Below are 17932 nucleotides of genomic sequence, written 5' to 3'. Positions count from 1 at the left end.
GGCGGCATGCGATGGCGCGGAATCCCCGGGGCGGGGCCGACGTTTCGCCGTGCCGACAGAAGGTCATATCCGGCGGATGAAATCCGCCATGACCGTCACTAACTTTTCGGAAACAGGCGCGGCAGCATCCATATAAATAGTCGTTTTTTGCCGTTGAGGATCGGTCACTTCGCTCTGTTTCAGCAGGTGGGTCATCCCTTCGATGATGACCTTGTCGGCGTCGGGCCGGGCTTGGGCCAAAGCTTCGGCGTTGTCGGCGGATATCTGGATGTCGTTGTCGCCATTGACGATCAGGACCGGCTGTTTTACCTGCCGGATCACTTCGCGCGGATCGTATTGCATCCACGAGATCAGGTAAGGCTGTGCGGAAGGTCGGAAGATACCTTGTAAAATCGCGGGAATATCTTCGGTCGTTTTCCCTTGTTTGAGCCGGGAGAGGATAGACTGCACGTTGAGGATGAGTCCGGGATTGTAGGAGATCAGTTCGCGGGTGAGCTGGAGTTGCAGGATTTCGTCGATCGGATAGCCGGCTCCCGCCAGCGAGATGACGGCCGCGACGTCGGGCGATTCGGTCGCTGCGACCAATGCGACGAGCGAACCTTCGCTGTGCCCGGCAAGGATGATTTTTCGGAAGCCGCGCTCCTTGAGGTAATCCGTCAGGGCTTCGGCGTCGGCGATGTAGTCGGCCAGGCGCAGCCGGTCTTCCTGTTTGTAAAGTTCCGGATCTTGGTAACGGCTGCCTCCGATGCCCTGTTTGTCGTAGCGGAGCGAGGCGATTCCCTCTTTTTCGAGCGCACGGGCGAGCATGTAGTAGGTGTTGGTTATTAGGCCCGAGCCGCTGTTGCCGTTGCGGTCGGTCGGTCCCGAGCCGGCGATGATCAGCACCGCTGCGTCGCTTCCTTCGTCGGGTACGGTCAGCGTTCCGGAGAGTTTGCCCCAGGAACGGGAAACCGAGATTTCCTCCTCTTTGGACTGGGAGGGAAGCGCCGCAAGCAACAGCAGTCCGGCGATGAGGTATCTGAATGTTTTCATGGTCGCTGTGTTTGTTAATCGAATCGTTACAGGAGATCGGCGAGCCTCTCCAGTCCGATGCTGTGCGATCCTTTGACCAGGATCAGGGCCTGCGATACGGGATGTTTCCGGAGCTCTGCGGCCAGTACTTCCTGCGACGGGTAGAGAGTCGTGTCGGCGGGTCGGGATTCCAGGCTGCGGTAAGCCTTCGCGAAATGCGGTCCGACCAGCAAGATACGGGCATCGGGAATTTCGGCGGCGAGGGAGATGATATGGCGGTGTTCCGCATCCGACCAGTCGCCCAGTTCCAGCATATCGCCGAGGATCAGTATCTTCCGGGTGCAGCCTTCGAGCGGTTCCTGCCGGAAGTTGACGAGCGATGCCTGCATGCTCGAGGGATTGGCGTTGTAACAGTCGAGAATCAGGGTATTCTGCCCGGTGCGTATTTTTTGTGAGCGGTGGTTGTCGGGCCGATAGGAGCCTACGGCATAGCGGATGCGTTCGTCGTCCACGCCGAAATAACGCCCGACGGCGACCGCCGCAGCGACATTGAAGCGGTTGTAGTCCCCTTCGAGGTGGTGCTCCACGCCGTCGGCCAGCGTGGTCGGGTAACACTCCGCAGCCAGCGTTTCGCGTTCGGCCGCCATGGACATCAGGACCGGGTCGTTGGCAGGAACGAAAACGCGCCCTCCGGTCCGGGCGAGCCAGTCGTACAGCTCGCCTTTCCCGCGCCGGACACCCTCCGGGCCGCCGAAGCCTTCCAGGTGGGCTCGTCCGATGTTGGTGACGATGCCGTAGTTGGGTTCCGCGATCGAGCAGAGCAGGGCGATCTCCCCGCACGCGCTCGCACCCATCTCCACGATGCCGAACTCCACGTCGCGGGTCATTGCCAACAGGGTCAGCGGTACGCCGATGTGGTTGTTCAGGTTGCCCCGGGTGGCATAGACTTCGTATTTCTCGGCCAGTACGCGGCTGACCAGCTCCTTCGTGGTGGTTTTGCCGTTGCTGCCCGTGATGGCGAGGATCGGCAGCCCCAACTCCCGGCGGTGTTCCCGGGCGAGGGCTTGCAAGGTTTGCAGCGCGTCGTCCACGACGATCAGACGGTCTGCCTTGTCGGGGCGGGTGTTCGGGAGCGAGGGATCGTCCACGACGGCGTATGCCGCCCCCTTTTCGAGGGCGTCGGCTGCGAAGCGGTTGCCGTCGAACGACGCCCCCCGGAGCGCGAAGAATACGGAATCGGGCTCGATGCGGCGGGAGTCCGTCGAAATGCGCGGGTGGCGCAGATACAGTTCATACAGGGATGACATCGGGGAAATCGAATATTTGGTCATGTTTTCCTTGTCCAAAAGAAGAGCGGAACGCTTGTCGATGGGAAACCCGGCGAGGGGCATTTACCTTTTCGGAAATCCCGGCGGCTCCGGAATCCCGCGTCGGAGCGGAAATGTTGTGGCCCTTAAATATGTTTGTCGCCTTCGTTGTATTTCACTTCGTCGATGAACTTCTTGATGTTCTGTTCCTCGCTGCGCGGACAGATCAGCAGCACGTCCTCCGTATCCACCACGATGTACTCCTTCAGGCCGTTGATGACGGCTACTTTGCCTTCCGGGAGGGAGACGATGCAACTGCGGGTATTTTCGTCCGTATAACATCCCTTCTCGGGTTTGGCGTTGGCGTAACGGTCCTTGCGGGCGTGCTGGTAGAGCGAGCCCCAGGTCCCCACGTCGCTCCAGCCGAACTCTCCGCGGCGTACATAGACGTTGTTCGCCTTCTCCATCACGCCGTAGTCGATCGAGATGGAGCGGCATTCGGAGAATACTCGGGCGATGGCTTCCGCTTCTTCTGAAGTGCCCAATACCGGCTGGATGTCCGAGAAGAGGGCGTGGTGCTCGGGCAGGTAGGTGCGCACCGCTTCGATGATGTCGCCGACTTTCCAGACGAAGATGCCGGAGTTCCAGAGAAATTCGCCGCATTGCAGGAACGTCTGCGCCAGCTCCAGGTTGGGTTTTTCGGTGAAACACTTGACCTTGCTGATGGTCCGGTCGTCTGATACCTGGATATAGCCGTAGCCCGTTTCCGGACGGGTGGGCTTGATGCCGACGGTCATCAGAGCCGCCCGGTCGTCGATGAAGTCGAGGCATTCGCCGATGATGGCGCGGAAATCCTCCTCGTTGAGGATCAGGTGATCCGCCGGGGTGACGATCATCTTCGCTCCCGGATCGCGCTTCTGCAGTCCGTAGGCTGCATAACAGATGCAGGGAGCCGTGTTGCGTCCGACGGGTTCGCAGAGTACCTGTTCCGGCCCGAGTTCCGGGATTTGTTCCAGCACGAGGTCTTTGTAGCGGGCGTTGGTCACGACCAGGAAATTTTCAGCCGGAGCCAGTTTTTCGAAACGCTCGTACGTCATGCGTATAAACGACTTGCCGGTGCCGAGGATGTCGAGGAATTGCTTGGGCTTGGATTGGCGGCTTTTGGGCCAGAAGCGGCTGCCGATGCCGCCGGCCATGATGACGCAATAGGTATGTTTGTCCATGATGAGTTGTTGCTGCGGTTTGTTTTTGAATGATTTCGGAATTTACGGCCGGCATCGCCGGATCGATCCATTAGACAAAGATAGCTAAAATTATTCTCGGATGAAAATTAAATATTGTTCGGTATGTTTTTGAAATGCGGATATTTGTCGGCCAGGGAAATTTTACGGATGATACGGACGAATCGTACAACGAACTATCCGGCACTTGGGAAAAAGTGCCGGATAGTGGATGTGGAGTCGAGAGATGCGGTTTACCGCAGTACGACGGTGACCGACATCGGACCGTGCGCCCCGAAGACCAGGGCCTGTTCGATATCTGCGGTTTTCGACGGTCCGGACATGAAGCATCCGTATTCGAAGTCGTCCAATTCCGGTCGGGCGAGAGCCTCGTGCATCGTATCGACCAGCGCATCGCGCGGGATGAGGATCATCAGGGCCGTGGCACCGAAATAGAGGGCTTTGTGGCGGATGTCCTGCCGGATCCATACCGCGCCGTTTTCCGCCACGCCGAAACAACCGTCGATTACGCCCAGGTCGATATCGATCAGCTTCCGGGCGTCGTCCACCGTGTCGGGGTTGATAGTGGCGTGTGCTTCGGGCAGGACGGAGGCGATGGTTTTGGCGTCGGGATAGTATCGGCGGATCAACTCTGTAAGGGGGTTCCCGTCTGCCGCGACGACCTGCCCGCCGGCCGCTTTCACGGCTTCGGCGAAGGCGGCCGTGCGATCTTCGAACCGCAGCGGAGTGAAGTCGAAAGCGGGGTAATCGACCGGAGGCATGGCGGCTCCGGCGATGCGGTTCAGTATTATTTCTTTGCTGTTCATCGTTCGGTCGGTTTTTCGGATTTGACTTTGCCCGCTTTCCACCGGGCGTTGAAGGTGCTTCGGGCGAAGTGGGGTATGTCGCGCCCGTAAGCATACCAGGGGTTCAACTTGTTGTTGAGTACGAAGCGGGGCAGGTATTCCGCGATGCGGGCCGCTCCGACAGCCGCGTAAAAACGGCCCGGACCGCCCATGGCGAAGTCCATACCTTTGACCATGAACTTTTTGTGCCAGTCGATCAGGTTCTTTTCGCCCATCTCCTGCCGCCACGCGTAGATCTGTTCTCCGAGGTCGATCTTGGCCGGGCATACGTCCGAGCAGGAGTAACAGAGCGAGCAGCCCGAAACATTGCCGCCGTACCGTTCGGGCGAACGGAGCATACCCAGGTTGATACCCAGCGGTCCCGGGATGAAATACGAGTAGGAGTAACCGCCCGATCGCCGGTAAACGGGACAGGTGTTCATGCAGGCGCCGCAGCGCAGGCATTTGAGCATGTTGCGGTGCGCGGCGTTGGCCAGGGACTCCGTACGGCCGTTATCGACGATGATGACGTGGATCTGTTTGCCCGGTGCGGGACGTCGGTAGAGCGAGGTGTAGGCCGTTACGGGCTGTCCGGTGGCCGAGCGGGCCAGCAGGCGGGTGAAGACGGCGAGCGCCCGGTAGTCGGGGATCACCTTTTCGAGCCCCATGATGGCGATGTGCAGGTCGGGGAACGAAGTGCCGAGGTCGGCGTTGCCCTCGTTGGTGCAGACGGCGAACGCCCCGGCTTCCGCCACGGCGAAATTGACGCCAGTCATGGCGATGTCGGCACCGAGGAATTTGGAGCGCAGGTGAATCCGGGCCTGGTGCGTGAGGTAGGTCGGGTCGCTGTTGCCGGGTTCGGTATGCCACACTTTTTCGAAGAGGGCGCCGACCTCTTCACGGCGGACGGCGATCGCGGGCAGCACGATGTGGCTGGGCGGCTCGTGCAGCAACTGCATGATGCGCTCCCCCAGGTCGCTTTCGACGGCATCGACGCCGCGCTGGAGCAGATAGGGCGTCAGTCCGCACTCCTCCGACAGCATCGACTTGCTCTTGATGAGGTTCTTGCCGCCGTGAGCCGATATGAGCTCCCAGACCGTGCGGTTCATCTCGTCGGCATCCGCAGCCCAGTGGACGACGATGCCGTTGGCGGTGGCGTTGCGTTCGAACTCTTCGAGGTAATGGGCCAGGTGGCTCAGCGTGTGGCGTTTGATCTGTGACGAAGCTTCCCGCAACGCCTCCCATTCGGGAACTTCGTGCATCATCTTGTCGCGCTTGGTGCGTACGGCGAACAGGGCTTTGTCGTGCCAGGCGGTGCGCGGTGCGTCGGCGATGAATTTCGCTGCGGCTTTGGAGTGGCTGCTCATAGTGTCGAGGTGAGGATTTGTACGATGTGCAGGGTGCGGATCGGGAGTTTGTCGTGGTCGATGATGCCCTGCATGTGCATCAGGCACGAACTGTCGGCGCCGGTGATGTATTCGGCGCCCGTGGAGAGGTGGTCGCGTACTTTGTCGCGTCCCATGCAGGTCGAAACAGCGTTCTCCTCGACGGAAAACATACCGCCGAAGCCGCAGCACTCGTCGATGCGCGAGGGTTCGGCGATTTCGATGCCTTCGACCATCGTGAGCAGGTCGCGCAGTTTCGAATGATAGGGCAGGTTCAGCTCGCTCGGCGAACCGAGCCCGAGCTTGCGTAATCCGTGGCAGGAGTTGTGGATGCTCACTTTGTGCGGAAAACGGGCCGGGAGCGAGGTCGGTTTTACGACGTCGTGTACGAATTCGCAGATCTCCCAGATGCGGGAATCGATGCAGGCATGTTCGCGGTAGTCGTTCAGCAGGCGGGGGTATCCCTCCTTGACGAAGACCACGCAACTGGCCGAAGGCCCCACCACGTAGTCGTATTTGGCGAACAGCGCTTCCATCCGCTCGGCCAGGGCCTTGGCGTCGCGCTCGTAGCCTGCGTTGGCCATCGGCTGGCCGCAACAGGTCTGATCGAGGGGATAATCCACCTCTACACCCAACTGTGTGAGTAGCTTGTAAGAGGCTTCGCCCACCTCGGGATAGAGCGCGTTGATGTAACAGGGAATGAAAAGTCCAACTTTCATCGGTCGTGTGTGTTTAGAAGCTGTTTGCCGAAAAAGCAACAAACAGGATTCCAAAGTTAACTTTTTTCTGAAAAATATGGATGTTGAGGGTGAAAATAGCTTTCGGCAATTTTTTCGATGTGCATTTTACGACGGTCGTGTGCGTGTAACCGATAGATTTTTCCTATATTTGCCTACTAATAGGTGGACTAATTCTTTTACAAATGCGGATACGACTTTTCACGATACCGAATTTATTGACCCTCATGAATCTGCTCTGCGGGTCGTTTGCCGTCGTGGCAGCACTGATGTACAATGATTTGACACTTGCTTTCTGGCTGATAGTCGCAGGAATCGTGTTCGATTTTTTCGATGGTTTCGTGGCCCGTCTGTTGCATTCGTCTTCGGCGATCGGGGTGCAGCTCGATTCGTTGGCGGATGTCATTACCTCGGGACTGGCTCCTGCCGCAGTGCTCTGGCAGGTTTGCCTGCAAACCGAACCTTGCTGTCTGCCGGCGGCCTGGGAGCTGGGGTATGGCGTGTTCGTCCTGACGGCGTTTTCCGCGCTGCGTCTGGCCAAGTTCAACATCGACGAAACGCAGACGGTCGAATTCTGCGGACTTCCGACGCCTGCCGGATCGCTTCTCTGCGCTTCGCTCGGCATGTTGTGGCAGCAAGGGGCGGTCGCTCTTTCTTCGGACGGGGTGTTGCTGATCGCCGTACTGACCTCCCTGCTCCTCGTTTCTCCGATCCGTATGTTCGCTCTCAAGTTCCACGGCTTCGGCTGGCGTGGAAACGAGGTGAGGTACCTCTTTCTGCTGGCGAGTATCGTGTTGATAATTATACTTCGTACATACGCTATCCCGGTAATTATCGTTCTATATATCGTCGTGTCGGCGGTTCGCTGGCTCTGCATGCGCTCGGGAAATCCCGATAAAGCACCGAAAGCCTGATTTTTTACTATCTTTGCCGCGATTTGCGCGTACGTATTCCGATGTTTCCGAAGGTGTTGAAAAAAATTCTGTGGATTTTGCTGTGGGGAGGGCTGCTGGCCTTTCCGACGTTGGAGGCATCCGCTCAATTCGACGCCAGCGCGATCCTGCGAAACCAGAACAATCAGAATCCGAACGACCCGAATAATCCGAACAATATGCTCGGCAGCAACCCGTTCCAGACGCAGAACGGCGAGGAACAACCCGCCATGCCGACCGATTCGACCAAGAAAAAACGGCTTCGAAAGCCCCTCGAATCCTATTTTTTCAACGATTCGATCCGTGCGCTGCCCAACTTTTCGTGGACGATCTCGCGGGACTACAACCAGGTGCATATCAATCCGCTCGATACCACGCTCGCCACTTTCCGCATCGACTACCCGTTTTATAAGGAAGGCGTCGGCCATGCCGCCGTGGGTGCGTTGGGACAGGCTTCGTTACCGTACAACTACTTCGAACGGCCTCAATACCGCGACTTCTCTTTTGCCGAAGGTTTCGATGTCTATACCTATCGCATGGAAAACGTCCCCTTCTACAACCTCAAACGGCCGTATTTCCACTTCATGTACCTTGAGTCGGGACAGAAGAAGTTCCGGGAGGAGAATTTCAGCCTGACGTTGGGACATAATATTTCGCCGACTACGGGCTTCAACGTCAATTATCGGTCGCGCGGCACCAAGGGCCTTTACGAGTGGTCCCGTACCAAGAACCACAACCTTTCGGTTGCCGTTTCGCACACGGGAAAGCGTTATTCGGTGCATGCCGGATTCATCAACAACCACATAGAAACACGTGAGAACGGCGGCGTGGTGGGTGAATGGGCGATCCGGGATACGACTTTCGAAATGCCGTCGGGCGTGCCGATGAGACTGACGAGCTCGCAGGCTACCAACATATACCGCAACAATGCGTTTTTCGTCGAACAGTCGTACGGTATTCCGTTGCTGCCGGTTACCGAAAGCGACTTTTCGATCGCCAATCTGCCGGCCGTATTCATCGGTCATTCGTTCGAGTACAACTCCTGGAGCAAAGTTTATAAGGATGTTCGGGGAACCTATACCGACGACCGTTACGAACGGGATGATAAAGGTAATTTCGTTCCGGCACGCGATCTCGAATATTACAAGAACTGGTTTATCAATCCCACGCAGACGCGCGACTCGATCTATGAGCGGGTGATTTCCAACCGGGTGTTCATTCAGGCGCAGCCCTGGGATCGCAACGGTGTGGTCGGTACGGTGAACGGAGGTGTAGGACTCGACCTGCACACCTATTCGCAGTTCAGGCTGGATTCCTACCTGAACGGTAAGTACGAGAAGGTGGGGAAAAGCAGTTACTTCGTATATGGATCGGTCGAAGGAAAGATCAAGAAATATGTCGATTGGGGAGCTGACGCCAAGTTCTACCCGTCGGGATATCGCGGCGGTGACGTTTCGTTCGGCGCCAATCTGGCGCTGACGGGATATATCCGCAAACGTCCCCTGATTCTCGAAGGGCGTTTCCGTATGGAAACGCGTTCGCCGGATTACTGGCAGGAGAATCTATTCTCTAACCACTACGTGTGGTTGACTCCTTTGCGCAAGGAGAATGAAACTCGTTTCGAAGTTGCTTTCCGTGTCCCCGATTATGCGTTTGAGGTCGGTGTGTGGCAAGGCATTGTCACCGATAAGATTTATTACGGTGCCGACAGCCAGATAGCGCAGGACAACGGAAGCGTCAGCGTGACGAGCGTGTACGCCCGCAAAGATTTCCGGATCGCCGGACTTCATTTGGACCATAAGGTTTTGTTGCAGTGGAGTACGAATCATAGAGTCATACCCGTTCCGCTCGTCAGCGCCTTCCTCTCGTATTACTACGAATTTTGGGCGGTGCGCAACGTGCTCCGGGTGCAGTTCGGAGTCGATGGCCATTTCAATACGCGCTACTATGCGCCCGGCTACAACCCTGCGCTCTCGGAGTTCTTCAATCAACGGGAAATCGAGGTGGGGAATTATCCCTACATGGATCTTTTCCTGATGGGCAAGTGGAAGAGAATGCGGATATTCCTGAAATATCAGCATATCAACCGGGGCCTGTTCGGAAACGGCGAATATTTCGCGATTGCGAAGTACCCGCTCAATCCGGGCATGTTTAAGATGGGTATCTCGTGGGGTTTCTATGATTAGCGTACTGTACGGCACAGGAAGCTGCCTGCAAAAGCAAGTTTTATGTTAAAGAAAACCTGTTTAATTTTCGTATTTTTAACATTACAGACCACTTTTTACGGATTCAACGCCGATTTTTCGACGTCGTCCGAAGCGGGGATTACCCTGGAGGAGAAAATGGAAGCCCGGTATGTGATCTCTCCTTACGATCACGTAATTCGGAATATCAGCGAGCGGGAGGGGAACGACTGGCGCCTGATGAGTGCTATTGCCTATCACGAGTCGCGTTTCAAAGCCGATATAGTTTCCCGCCGTGGAGCGAGGGGGCTGATGCAGATCATGCCTGCAGTGGCCCGGCAGTTCGACGTAGCCTCGGAAGAAGCCTTGCTCGATCCGGAAACCAATGTATTGCTGGCCAATAAAGTGTGGAATCGGATCGATTCGACGCTCGACCTGCCGGCGGGAATTTCCGAGAAAGACCGAATGAGCCTGATCCTGGCCTGCTACAACGGTGGAATCGGTCATGTCAATGATGCCCGGCGGCTGGCCCGTGTGAACGGCGAAGACCCCAATTCCTGGGAGGTGGTGCTCCGCTACCTGGAACTCAAGTCCGATCCCGCCTATTACCAGCACGAGGTCGTGAAGTGCGGCAAATTTACCGGCTACCGTCAGACGCGGGCTTTCGTGCAGGACGTAATGAATCGTTATAATAAGTATTGCCGGATCGCGCAGCTCTGATCCGGAGGGCGCCGAGAGGGTAAGTCCGATAACAGAACAAAAAAGCAGGGAGTGATTCCCTGCTTTTTTGTTGGAAAGCGCTGCGGATTCAGCGTTTGGTTTTCGTCGTTCGTATCCGATCGGAGGGATAGTCTGACGGCGAATATACCTATTCACCGGTTTTGTCCAGCCGGTCGTAAATCAGTTCGAGGTCATCGACGACGAGCACGCTCGAGGTGCTTCCGATGAAATAGTCGCCCCAACGGGAAGCCGAGCAGACGACGACGATATGGGTCGGTTTGCGGTCTGTCGCCACGTACTTCAGCGGTATGGTAAACTCCTGCCATTCGGAGTAGCTGGCGGTGAGCGGCAGTTGTCCGTAGCCGATTACGGCCGGACTCGTCGGATCGAAGAACGAACTGGGGTTGCGGGTGTCGATCGCAATCGGGTTTTCGGCCGATCCGAACTGTTCTCCCTGCGAGATGCCGTACTCTTCCGGGGTCCAGGTGCCGACGGCGATGTAGATCATGCCGTTGTCGGGATCGCCGACCTTGAGGTTCATCCCCGGCGGCTGGGTGCTGCCCACGTTGGTCAGCATTCCCTGGTTGTATTTGAACCAGCCGTGCAGAGCCGTCGGACGGGCTTCGAAAGGTTGTCCGAAGCAGACGATACCGTGCGTGAGATTTCGGATTCCGTAGAATATGCCTGTAAAGAGATTGCCGGCGGCCAATTTGTAAACGCCGACCAGACCTGCGAGCTTCGACGAAAGCTGTGCGGCATAGATGCCCGATGTGCCGGGACGCACGTCCGTCGTCTTGTCGGTCGGAGTAGCGTTGCCGATGCTGGCGCCTTTGTTGCCTGAATTCCAGAAGTGAATGCCGTCGGCCAGGTAGGGATAGACGACTTTGTCGATCGTTTCCCACTCTTCGAAACCTCCGTTCGGGAGTTGTGGTGCTGCTTCGGTCGTGACGCTTGCTACTTCCGTTTCGTTGCTGCCGGAGTAGGCGACTACTTCGTATTGGGTTTCCGGGGTAAGTCCCGTGATACAGGTGTCGAATGCACCGCCCGAGATGTTGATTTGCTCCTTATCGACTTCGGTCCACGCCTCGTCGCCGGTCTTGCGATAACGGAATCCCAGTTCGTCCGCGCTGTTGCCTTCGGCATAGGCCCAGATGACCCCGCTCCAGGCATCGACCTGCGTGAAGCGTACCTTGGTATCGGTAGCTTCGACGTAAAGCGACCATTTCTCTTCGAAGTCGTGGTAAGCGACGTAAACGTAGCGGACCGATTCGAACGAAGTCAGCTCGTCGATCGGAGGTGTCATCGTGGTGATGTCTGCCGGACCGAGTTTCAGCCGCGTGACCTTGAGATCGCTCAAATCGGTCCCTTCCGGAACGTATGCTTTCGCCGTAAGTTGATCGACGTCGATTTCCGCAGCGCCGATCTGCGATTCCACTTCGAAATAACGTTCGATCTGCTGGTCCGCTACGATCGTCCATTCGTAATCCTGATAAAACGAAAGGGTGAGGTAGAGCGGAGTCCGCAGGTCGAATGTCCCCGAAAGGGGTTTCGAAGACCGGGCATTTTCAGTGACCGATATTTTGTCTATCTTCACGTTGGATATGTCGGTTTGTTCGTCCAGATGGAGCGTGACGATCCGCTCCTGGGTGTTGATATCTTCGGGCGAACAGGTGAAGCCTTCGCCTTCGACACCGAGGATTTGCAGCGTGACGACCGGATATGGAATTGAGTTCTCGATGCAGGAGGTCAGCAGCAGGAGTGTGCCGATAAGGATATGCCGGAAATGTTTCATCATGCTTTGTTGGCTTTCTTGTTCCATAGATGAACGGTAACGCCGATGCGGATATTGAGCAGGTTGAGGCGGAACCGCATTTTCGAAGCTGTTCGTTGGCCGATTTCGTTGCCGTTGGCATCTTTCTGCTTGATCTTGGTGTATTCGATACCTCCCAGCCCGAAGGAAACGGTGCTGCACACGTTCGGGAAGATGTAAACCGCCAGACCCGGATTGAACCCGAGCGACAGTTTCAGGTCGTCGCTGAACGTGCTTCTGAGGGTGCCTTCGGTTTCGTAGGTAAACTCCGAATTACCGGTCTTCATCGAAAGATCTACTTCACCGAAAAGCCCGAAGTGTCCTTTGCTGTCCAATCCCGCATAGGAGCGGAAATAGAGGCCGACCGACAGTGCACTGCTTTGCAGGTGGAGGTTTTTGAAGGCCAGATTGACGTCGTTTTGCTCTCCCAGATTGAAATTGCCCGTGTCCAGCGTTCCGTTGATGTTGGTGTATCCGAAACGGACGCCGGCCGACATGTTGTCCTTGAAGAAGTAGCCTACAGAGGGGTTGATGGTGAAGATACTGCCGTTCAGATTCAGGTTGTCCAGGATCAGCAGGTAGTCCGTGTCGTCGCTTGAGAGGGTGCCGTAAGATACGGTGAGGCCCAGGGCGATTTCACCTGCATAGGCGAATTTGATTTTGTTGATTTCACGGTCGATTCTCCGTTTCATCGGCAGGAATCGTTGTTTCCGACGTACCGGGGAAACCGAGGTCGGCATCGATGCGGACGAGTCGCTCAGATCGGCGTAGAACGTCGGGGCCGGAAGTTCCTCGATGACAGGGACGGTCGTCGGAACCGGAGTGGCGTAGAGGCTGTCCTGCAAGCGGGAAGACGGAATTGCCTCCAGGGATGTCGGTTCCTGGGCTCGGAGCATGGAAACCGTTGCGACGGCTATCAGTATGGTAAAAATCAGTCGTTTCATCGTATTTCCGCGTTATAGATAGAGAGATATACCCAGCCCGATCGACAGGATATTGACTTTGAAATTCATCAGGCTCGAAGTTCGCTTTCCGACGGTTACCTGGTTGTGTACCTGGCGTGTCCGGGTGTAGGAAAGACCCATTACGCCGACATTGACTTCGAAAGCTACGTTGTTGGTGGCGAAGGCTACCAGGCCGGGCGATATGCCGATCGAGGCGGAGAAATTGGTTTCGTAAGTGCCCCGGATCGGGGAGTCCGCAGCGAACCGGGACTGGCCGCCGCCCAATGTCAGGCTGGTTTCGTTGAACAGGGCGAAGCGCTTGTTTTGTCCCAGAGGGATGTACTGACGCCAGATGAAAGCTCCGGAGTAGTTGTGTTGCAGTGCGTTGTAGAAATCGACACCGAGGTCGATGTCGCTGCCCAGTTTGATGCTGCCGCTATCTATGCGGAGCAATGAGCGGGAATAGATGAATTTGACGCCGATAGCCATGTTGTCCCGGATCGCGTAGGCGATCAGGGGGGTGACTTTGAAGGTGTAGCCGTCTGAGTTGATATCTTCGATTACCAGAAACGTGTAATCTTTGTTCGTGTGGGTAGAGTAGGAGGCGGAGGCTCCGAAAATCCATTGTCCCCGGGGGACGAACTGGTTGGACATGGAAGTCAGGCCCCGTTCTGCGCGAGGATCGGCCTTACGCTCCGGGGCGGATTCCATCGGAGCAGGCGATTGTGCATCGGTCCGAAGCGGATGTTCGGGCCGAGGGCTTTCGGAGCCCGTGTTCACGGTTTCCGAAGAATCGGGTTGCGGTATTGCCGAATCAATCGCAGGTCCCGGAGCGGCCTGCGATTGATTGCTTGCAAAACATAGACACAGTGACAGTGTCAGTGTCAGGATGGCGACGGTTCCTCGCATGAAAATCAATATACAAATTCGATGTCGTCGATATACATTCTGCTCTCCTTGTTCCCTTCCATGTAGTCACCGCAGTAGCTCGCCGAGGCTGTTACCATCAGGTAATTGGGCTTTTCATCACTGCGGTATTTGATGGGAATTACGATCTTTTTCCAATCGCTTTGGGAGGTATCGTTGAGCCAGTCCCCGTGGCCGTAGATGGGGCCTTCGGGCAGGCTTTCCTGGGAAGGATCGAAGAAGGTGCTCTGGTCGTTCGTGTCGATCTTGTGGTAGGAGCTCCATTTGCCCATGCAGACGAAGAAGCGGGCCTTGTCGCCGGACCCGACCGTCCCTTTGTACCAGAATGTGATCGCTTTGGGACGGGCGTTGAAGGTGAACGGACGACCCATATACACATCGCCTTTGGTGATGTTGTGAACACCGCCGAAGGCTCCGATGAAGAGGTTGCCGGCAGCGATTACGCCGAAAGCGCTCTGGGTCTTGAGCAGGGCGGACTTGCTCCCGGTCGATCCCGGACGGGGATCGTCTGCGGGTTCGGTCACCACGATACCGGCGGCATTGGCACCGGGGTTACCCGTACCCCAGAATCCGGTATAGCCTGTACCCATGCCGTTCGAGCCGATTTCGTCCGCCGAGCAGGGGTACCAGGTTTTGCTGTTCGTCCAGGTTTCGAATCCCGCATTGGGAAGCTGAATGCCCGTTGCGGCCGAGAAATTGTGTATCTCGCCCGTTTCCGCATCGTTGATGAGCAACTGGTATTCGTAATCGCGGTCTGCGGCGAAGTCGATGGCTTGTGCCGTATAGGTATAGTCGGCACCCGCAACGGCGGTTACGGTCTTCCACTCACCGAAGGCAGGCGACTCCGCCAGGCGTTCGCGTTCGCGGTAACGTACTTTGACGTTGGTGAGCGCCGGATCGGTGACGATTACCTGAAAATCGGCCGTATTGAGCCAGAGGTCGTACACCGCCAGGTCGGTGAGTCCGGGTGTTGCGATGCGGGCTTTGCCCGTACCTTCGGCTTGTGCGACGTCGGTCATCGTAAATTCTACTTCGTGAATGCCGCCGGCGAACGTGGAGAAGAAGGTTCCGCCGAGGGAGAGTTTGCCGCTGTTGTCGTCGGTCTTGGTGTAGCTGATGCCTTTGGCTGCGGCTTCCGGAAGCAGCGCGCCGTCGCTCAACACCTGGATCGTTTCGTCGTTGGCCTTGATGGAGATGCCCGAAAGCGCCTGTACCGAGGATACTGCGAACGAAATGTCGTCCGTGTTGAATCCGATTACCGAGTTGATGTCGAATCCGTCGCCCTTGATCGTCGGCTGCGGGCTGAAGATGAAGGGATCTTCGTGGATCTCTCCGTCCTGATCGACCTGTACGGTGATGCCCAGGTAACCGTTCGGAGTCTTCGAATACTTGAATGTCAGCGTATAAAGATTGCCGCTTTCGGGTGTCGGAATGACTCCGGTTTTAGAAACGCTACCCAACTCCGTGCTCGAGCTGTAAAAGCCCCAACTCAGGTTGTGAACATCTTCGGGCAGCAGGTAATAACCCGTTGCGTTCTCGGTGTATTTGAGCGTCGGTACCGAGCCGTTTTCAGCTTCCGTTTTGGAGAAGGTGTCGATGGCGCTGACGTAAGCCTTGAATCCCGGATCCATTTTGTCCAGAATCGTCTGATCGAAGACGACTTTGACGCCGATGTTGGTGGTTGGGCAGACTACCTCTTTGAGGACGGTCTGTTGGGGTTCGATATCGACGTCCAATTCGCCGTAATAACTCTTGTTGGTGAAGGTCGCCTGGCTCTGGTCCCCTGCTTCCACTTTGATACGGTAGGACCCTGCCACCAGGTAGAAATCACCCGGAGCTTCCGTAGCCGGCTGGTATTTGCGGATCAGCTTCTCTTCTCCGTTTTCGATCTTATAGACGCGCATGATACTCCGATCCAGAGCGTTGTATGCGTCGGCACGCGAGCCGCCGATATTGACGCTCAGGCGCAGGGTTCCCATCTCTTCCGAGGCGTTGCCGTCGATGTCGCTCTGCGAGCAGGCTGCGGTCAGGAAGGCCACGCCTGCAAGCAGCGAAATATATTTAAGAATCTTTTTCATCACTGTTTCGGTTTACTGTTGGGGAACATAGAGCATGATGGACTTGATGTTCTGTCCCGAAGCATCCGTTGCGGTCAATTTGAAGTCCGTGTTGCCCGGAGCTACGGCATAGAGCATCGTCATAAACTGAGAAATGTCGAATTGCAGGGTTTTCTGTCCGACGATTTCGTCTTTGGTCTTAAACCCTAACGAGTGGAGTCCTTCGTCCATTTTGTCGGAAGCCGGATTGACCAGATCCATATGCGCTTCCAAGCCGATACCGAGGCTTTCGAGGACTTCGGCGGTGAGGGCATCGCTGATGATATCGACCGTCAGGCCGGTTATTCCGCTCTCGGAGGCGAGGTTGATGAAGACGTTCATACCCTCCTCCGTGAGCGTGTGGCGGGAGTCGATATCGACAATATCCGTACCTTCCGGATTGGTGCTCCAGAAGATGTTCGGTCCCTCTGCGGTGCCGCTGTCGTGGGTGACCTTGATGGTCATTGTCGTGTAGGAGCGACGGCCTTCGGAGTCGATGGCGATGAACTTCGCGGTATGGGTGCCCGTGTGGTCGTACAATCCTTTCATACCGTTGTAATTGACCTTGACGAGCAGATCGGAGCCGCTTTGCTTGACTACGCAGTAGTCGCCGGCCGGATTTTCGCCCGGCCAGAGGGCTACCGTGTTGTTGCTGTAGCCGGCCGTTGCGAGAGCTTCCAGGAACTGGGCGTTGTCCGAATCGAAGACAACCTCCAGCGAGGCAACGGTCGAACCCTGGTAAGGAGTTACGACGGCCGTAATCATCGGGGAGCAGCTCTGAACGTCGAAGTCGAACATGCTGGTCGTGATGGGGTAGGGCTGGGCGATATCCCCGTTTTCGAGGGTTACTGCCGGAGAGTTCTCGTCCGAAATTTCTTCGTCGGGAATCTCCTCTTCGCCGTAAGAATAGAACGAAGACATGACATCCACGTCGATTTTCTCGTCGTAAACCCATGTTTCGACCGTAACCTGGAATTGGACGTTGCCGTCGCTGGCATGCAGGATCTTGATGTTGATCTTGCGCCATTGTCCGGCTTTGACGTTCTGTATCTCCTGGCTCCAATTGACCGGCACGTAGGAGGCTGGCTCTCCCTCGCCGGCTTTGTTGTATTGGCCGGAAAGGACGATTTTCAGGGTGTTGTCCGTATCGACTGCGCGGAAGAAACCGGGTTTGAGCGTTTCGCCCGTGGCTTCGGGGCGTCCGTAAACCAGGGAATTGTCCTGGATCGAAAGGGTGACGGTGAGTTTGTCTGTTTCGTCGTCCGGCTTGAACAGGCTGTCCAAATCGGCGGAAAGTCCGACCGTCGCCTTGATATTTCCCAATTTGCAGACCAGGTTATTGACCGTGGTCGTGAGCTTTTTGATTACGTTGACCGAAATTTCGCCGTAATAGACGGGCGTTTCCCACGCCACGTCGGGTGTGCTGGCGTAATTGGGCGATTCCGCCGTGACGGTATAGCTGTCCTGCGGTAATTCGATATTGCCCGTGGTCTTTATTTCAGCATAGGTGTAGCTGCCGACCTGTTCTTTTTTCGAATTGTAAATCTTTACGATATAATCGTCCGGTGCGTCCACCGTGCTGCGCGTCGAAGAGGTGCCGGGAGCGTTGTCCGTCGGCAAAATTTCCATGTCGTCCGCTACGGTCAGGTCCCAGTTCTCAAAGCTCAGGATACCCGTTTCCGAACCGGGTCCTTCCGGTTGTTCGCCCGTCGGGAGATCGTCTTTTCCGCATCCCGCCGCCATGAAAAGACAGCAGAGCGGCAAGAGCAAATATTTGGTAAAAGTCTTCATAGGATCTGTTTTTAGCTTATTTTA

At 56.3% G+C, this 17932-nt stretch carries 14 protein-coding genes; 3 read left to right on the top strand and 11 right to left on the bottom strand.

Features of this window, described 5'->3' with window-relative positions; translation table 11 throughout:
- Positions 1-63: 63 nt before the first annotated feature.
- The 6 genes from ALIPUT_RS11850 to ALIPUT_RS11825 form a co-directional block, all read right to left on the bottom strand.
- Entirely contained in the window at positions 64-1032 is a 969-nt protein-coding gene (locus tag ALIPUT_RS11850) for an alpha/beta hydrolase (RefSeq protein WP_004330260.1), read from the bottom strand.
- Between the two features lie 26 nt (positions 1033-1058).
- Entirely contained in the window at positions 1059-2318 is a 1260-nt protein-coding gene (locus ALIPUT_RS11845; protein ID WP_040294008.1) for a UDP-N-acetylmuramoyl-tripeptide--D-alanyl-D-alanine ligase, read from the bottom strand.
- A 146-nt stretch (positions 2319-2464) separates the two neighbouring features.
- A complete protein-coding gene (locus tag ALIPUT_RS11840) occupies positions 2465-3541 on the bottom strand; it encodes a mannose-1-phosphate guanylyltransferase (protein ID WP_004330258.1) in 1077 nt (358 codons plus the stop codon).
- 251 nt (positions 3542-3792) lie between these two features.
- Entirely contained in the window at positions 3793-4365 is a 573-nt protein-coding gene (locus tag ALIPUT_RS11835; RefSeq protein ID WP_004330256.1) for a LutC/YkgG family protein, read from the bottom strand.
- A complete protein-coding gene (locus tag ALIPUT_RS11830) occupies positions 4362-5750 on the bottom strand; it encodes a lactate utilization protein B (RefSeq protein ID WP_004330255.1) in 1389 nt (462 codons plus the stop codon). Before ALIPUT_RS11830 ends, ALIPUT_RS11835 begins: the two co-directional genes overlap by 4 nt.
- Complete coding sequence (locus ALIPUT_RS11825) at positions 5747-6487, bottom strand: (Fe-S)-binding protein (RefSeq protein ID WP_004330254.1); 741 nt, start codon at positions 6485-6487, stop codon at positions 5747-5749. Before ALIPUT_RS11825 ends, ALIPUT_RS11830 begins: the two co-directional genes overlap by 4 nt.
- Before the next feature lie 203 nt (positions 6488-6690).
- Here ALIPUT_RS11825 and ALIPUT_RS11820 point away from each other — a divergent pair, with 203 nt between their 5' ends.
- From ALIPUT_RS11820 to ALIPUT_RS11810, 3 genes are all read left to right on the top strand, one after another.
- Complete coding sequence (locus tag ALIPUT_RS11820) at positions 6691-7419, top strand: CDP-alcohol phosphatidyltransferase family protein (protein WP_004330252.1); 729 nt, start codon at positions 6691-6693, stop codon at positions 7417-7419.
- A gap of 77 nt (positions 7420-7496) precedes the next feature.
- The gene (locus ALIPUT_RS11815) at positions 7497-9623 is read left to right on the top strand and encodes a putative porin (protein WP_302758569.1); all 2127 of its coding nucleotides are present in this window, start codon (positions 7497-7499) and stop codon (positions 9621-9623) included.
- Between the two features lie 42 nt (positions 9624-9665).
- Positions 9666-10340, top strand: coding sequence for a transglycosylase SLT domain-containing protein (locus ALIPUT_RS11810; RefSeq protein WP_004330250.1), 675 nt, complete (start codon positions 9666-9668; stop codon positions 10338-10340).
- Positions 10341-10488: 148 nt separating this feature from the next.
- Here the strand turns inward: ALIPUT_RS11810 and ALIPUT_RS11805 are convergent, their stop codons facing one another.
- The 5 genes from ALIPUT_RS11805 to ALIPUT_RS11785 form a co-directional block, all read right to left on the bottom strand.
- The gene (locus ALIPUT_RS11805; protein ID WP_004330249.1) at positions 10489-12135 is read right to left on the bottom strand and encodes a PCMD domain-containing protein; all 1647 of its coding nucleotides are present in this window, start codon (positions 12133-12135) and stop codon (positions 10489-10491) included.
- Complete coding sequence (locus ALIPUT_RS11800) at positions 12132-13094, bottom strand: hypothetical protein (protein ID WP_004330248.1); 963 nt, start codon at positions 13092-13094, stop codon at positions 12132-12134. The genes ALIPUT_RS11805 and ALIPUT_RS11800 overlap by 4 nt, the downstream gene beginning before the upstream one ends.
- A gap of 12 nt (positions 13095-13106) precedes the next feature.
- Complete coding sequence (locus tag ALIPUT_RS11795) at positions 13107-13805, bottom strand: hypothetical protein (RefSeq protein WP_004330247.1); 699 nt, start codon at positions 13803-13805, stop codon at positions 13107-13109.
- Positions 13806-14008: 203 nt separating this feature from the next.
- On the bottom strand, positions 14009-16099 hold the full coding sequence (locus tag ALIPUT_RS11790) for a DUF4493 domain-containing protein (RefSeq protein ID WP_004330246.1): 2091 nt from the start codon (positions 16097-16099) through the stop codon (positions 14009-14011).
- Positions 16100-16111: 12 nt separating this feature from the next.
- Positions 16112-17908 (bottom strand): DUF4493 domain-containing protein, encoded by a 1797-nt coding sequence (locus ALIPUT_RS11785; protein ID WP_004330245.1) that lies wholly within the window; start codon positions 17906-17908, stop codon positions 16112-16114.
- Positions 17909-17932: the final 24 nt, after the last annotated feature.

It is taken from the genome of Alistipes putredinis DSM 17216 (assembly GCF_000154465.1).
Taxonomy (GTDB): Bacteria; Bacteroidota; Bacteroidia; order Bacteroidales; family Rikenellaceae; genus Alistipes; species Alistipes putredinis.
Note: the sequence above shows the minus strand (reverse complement) of the source record. Positions and strands in the feature narration are given on the sequence as shown.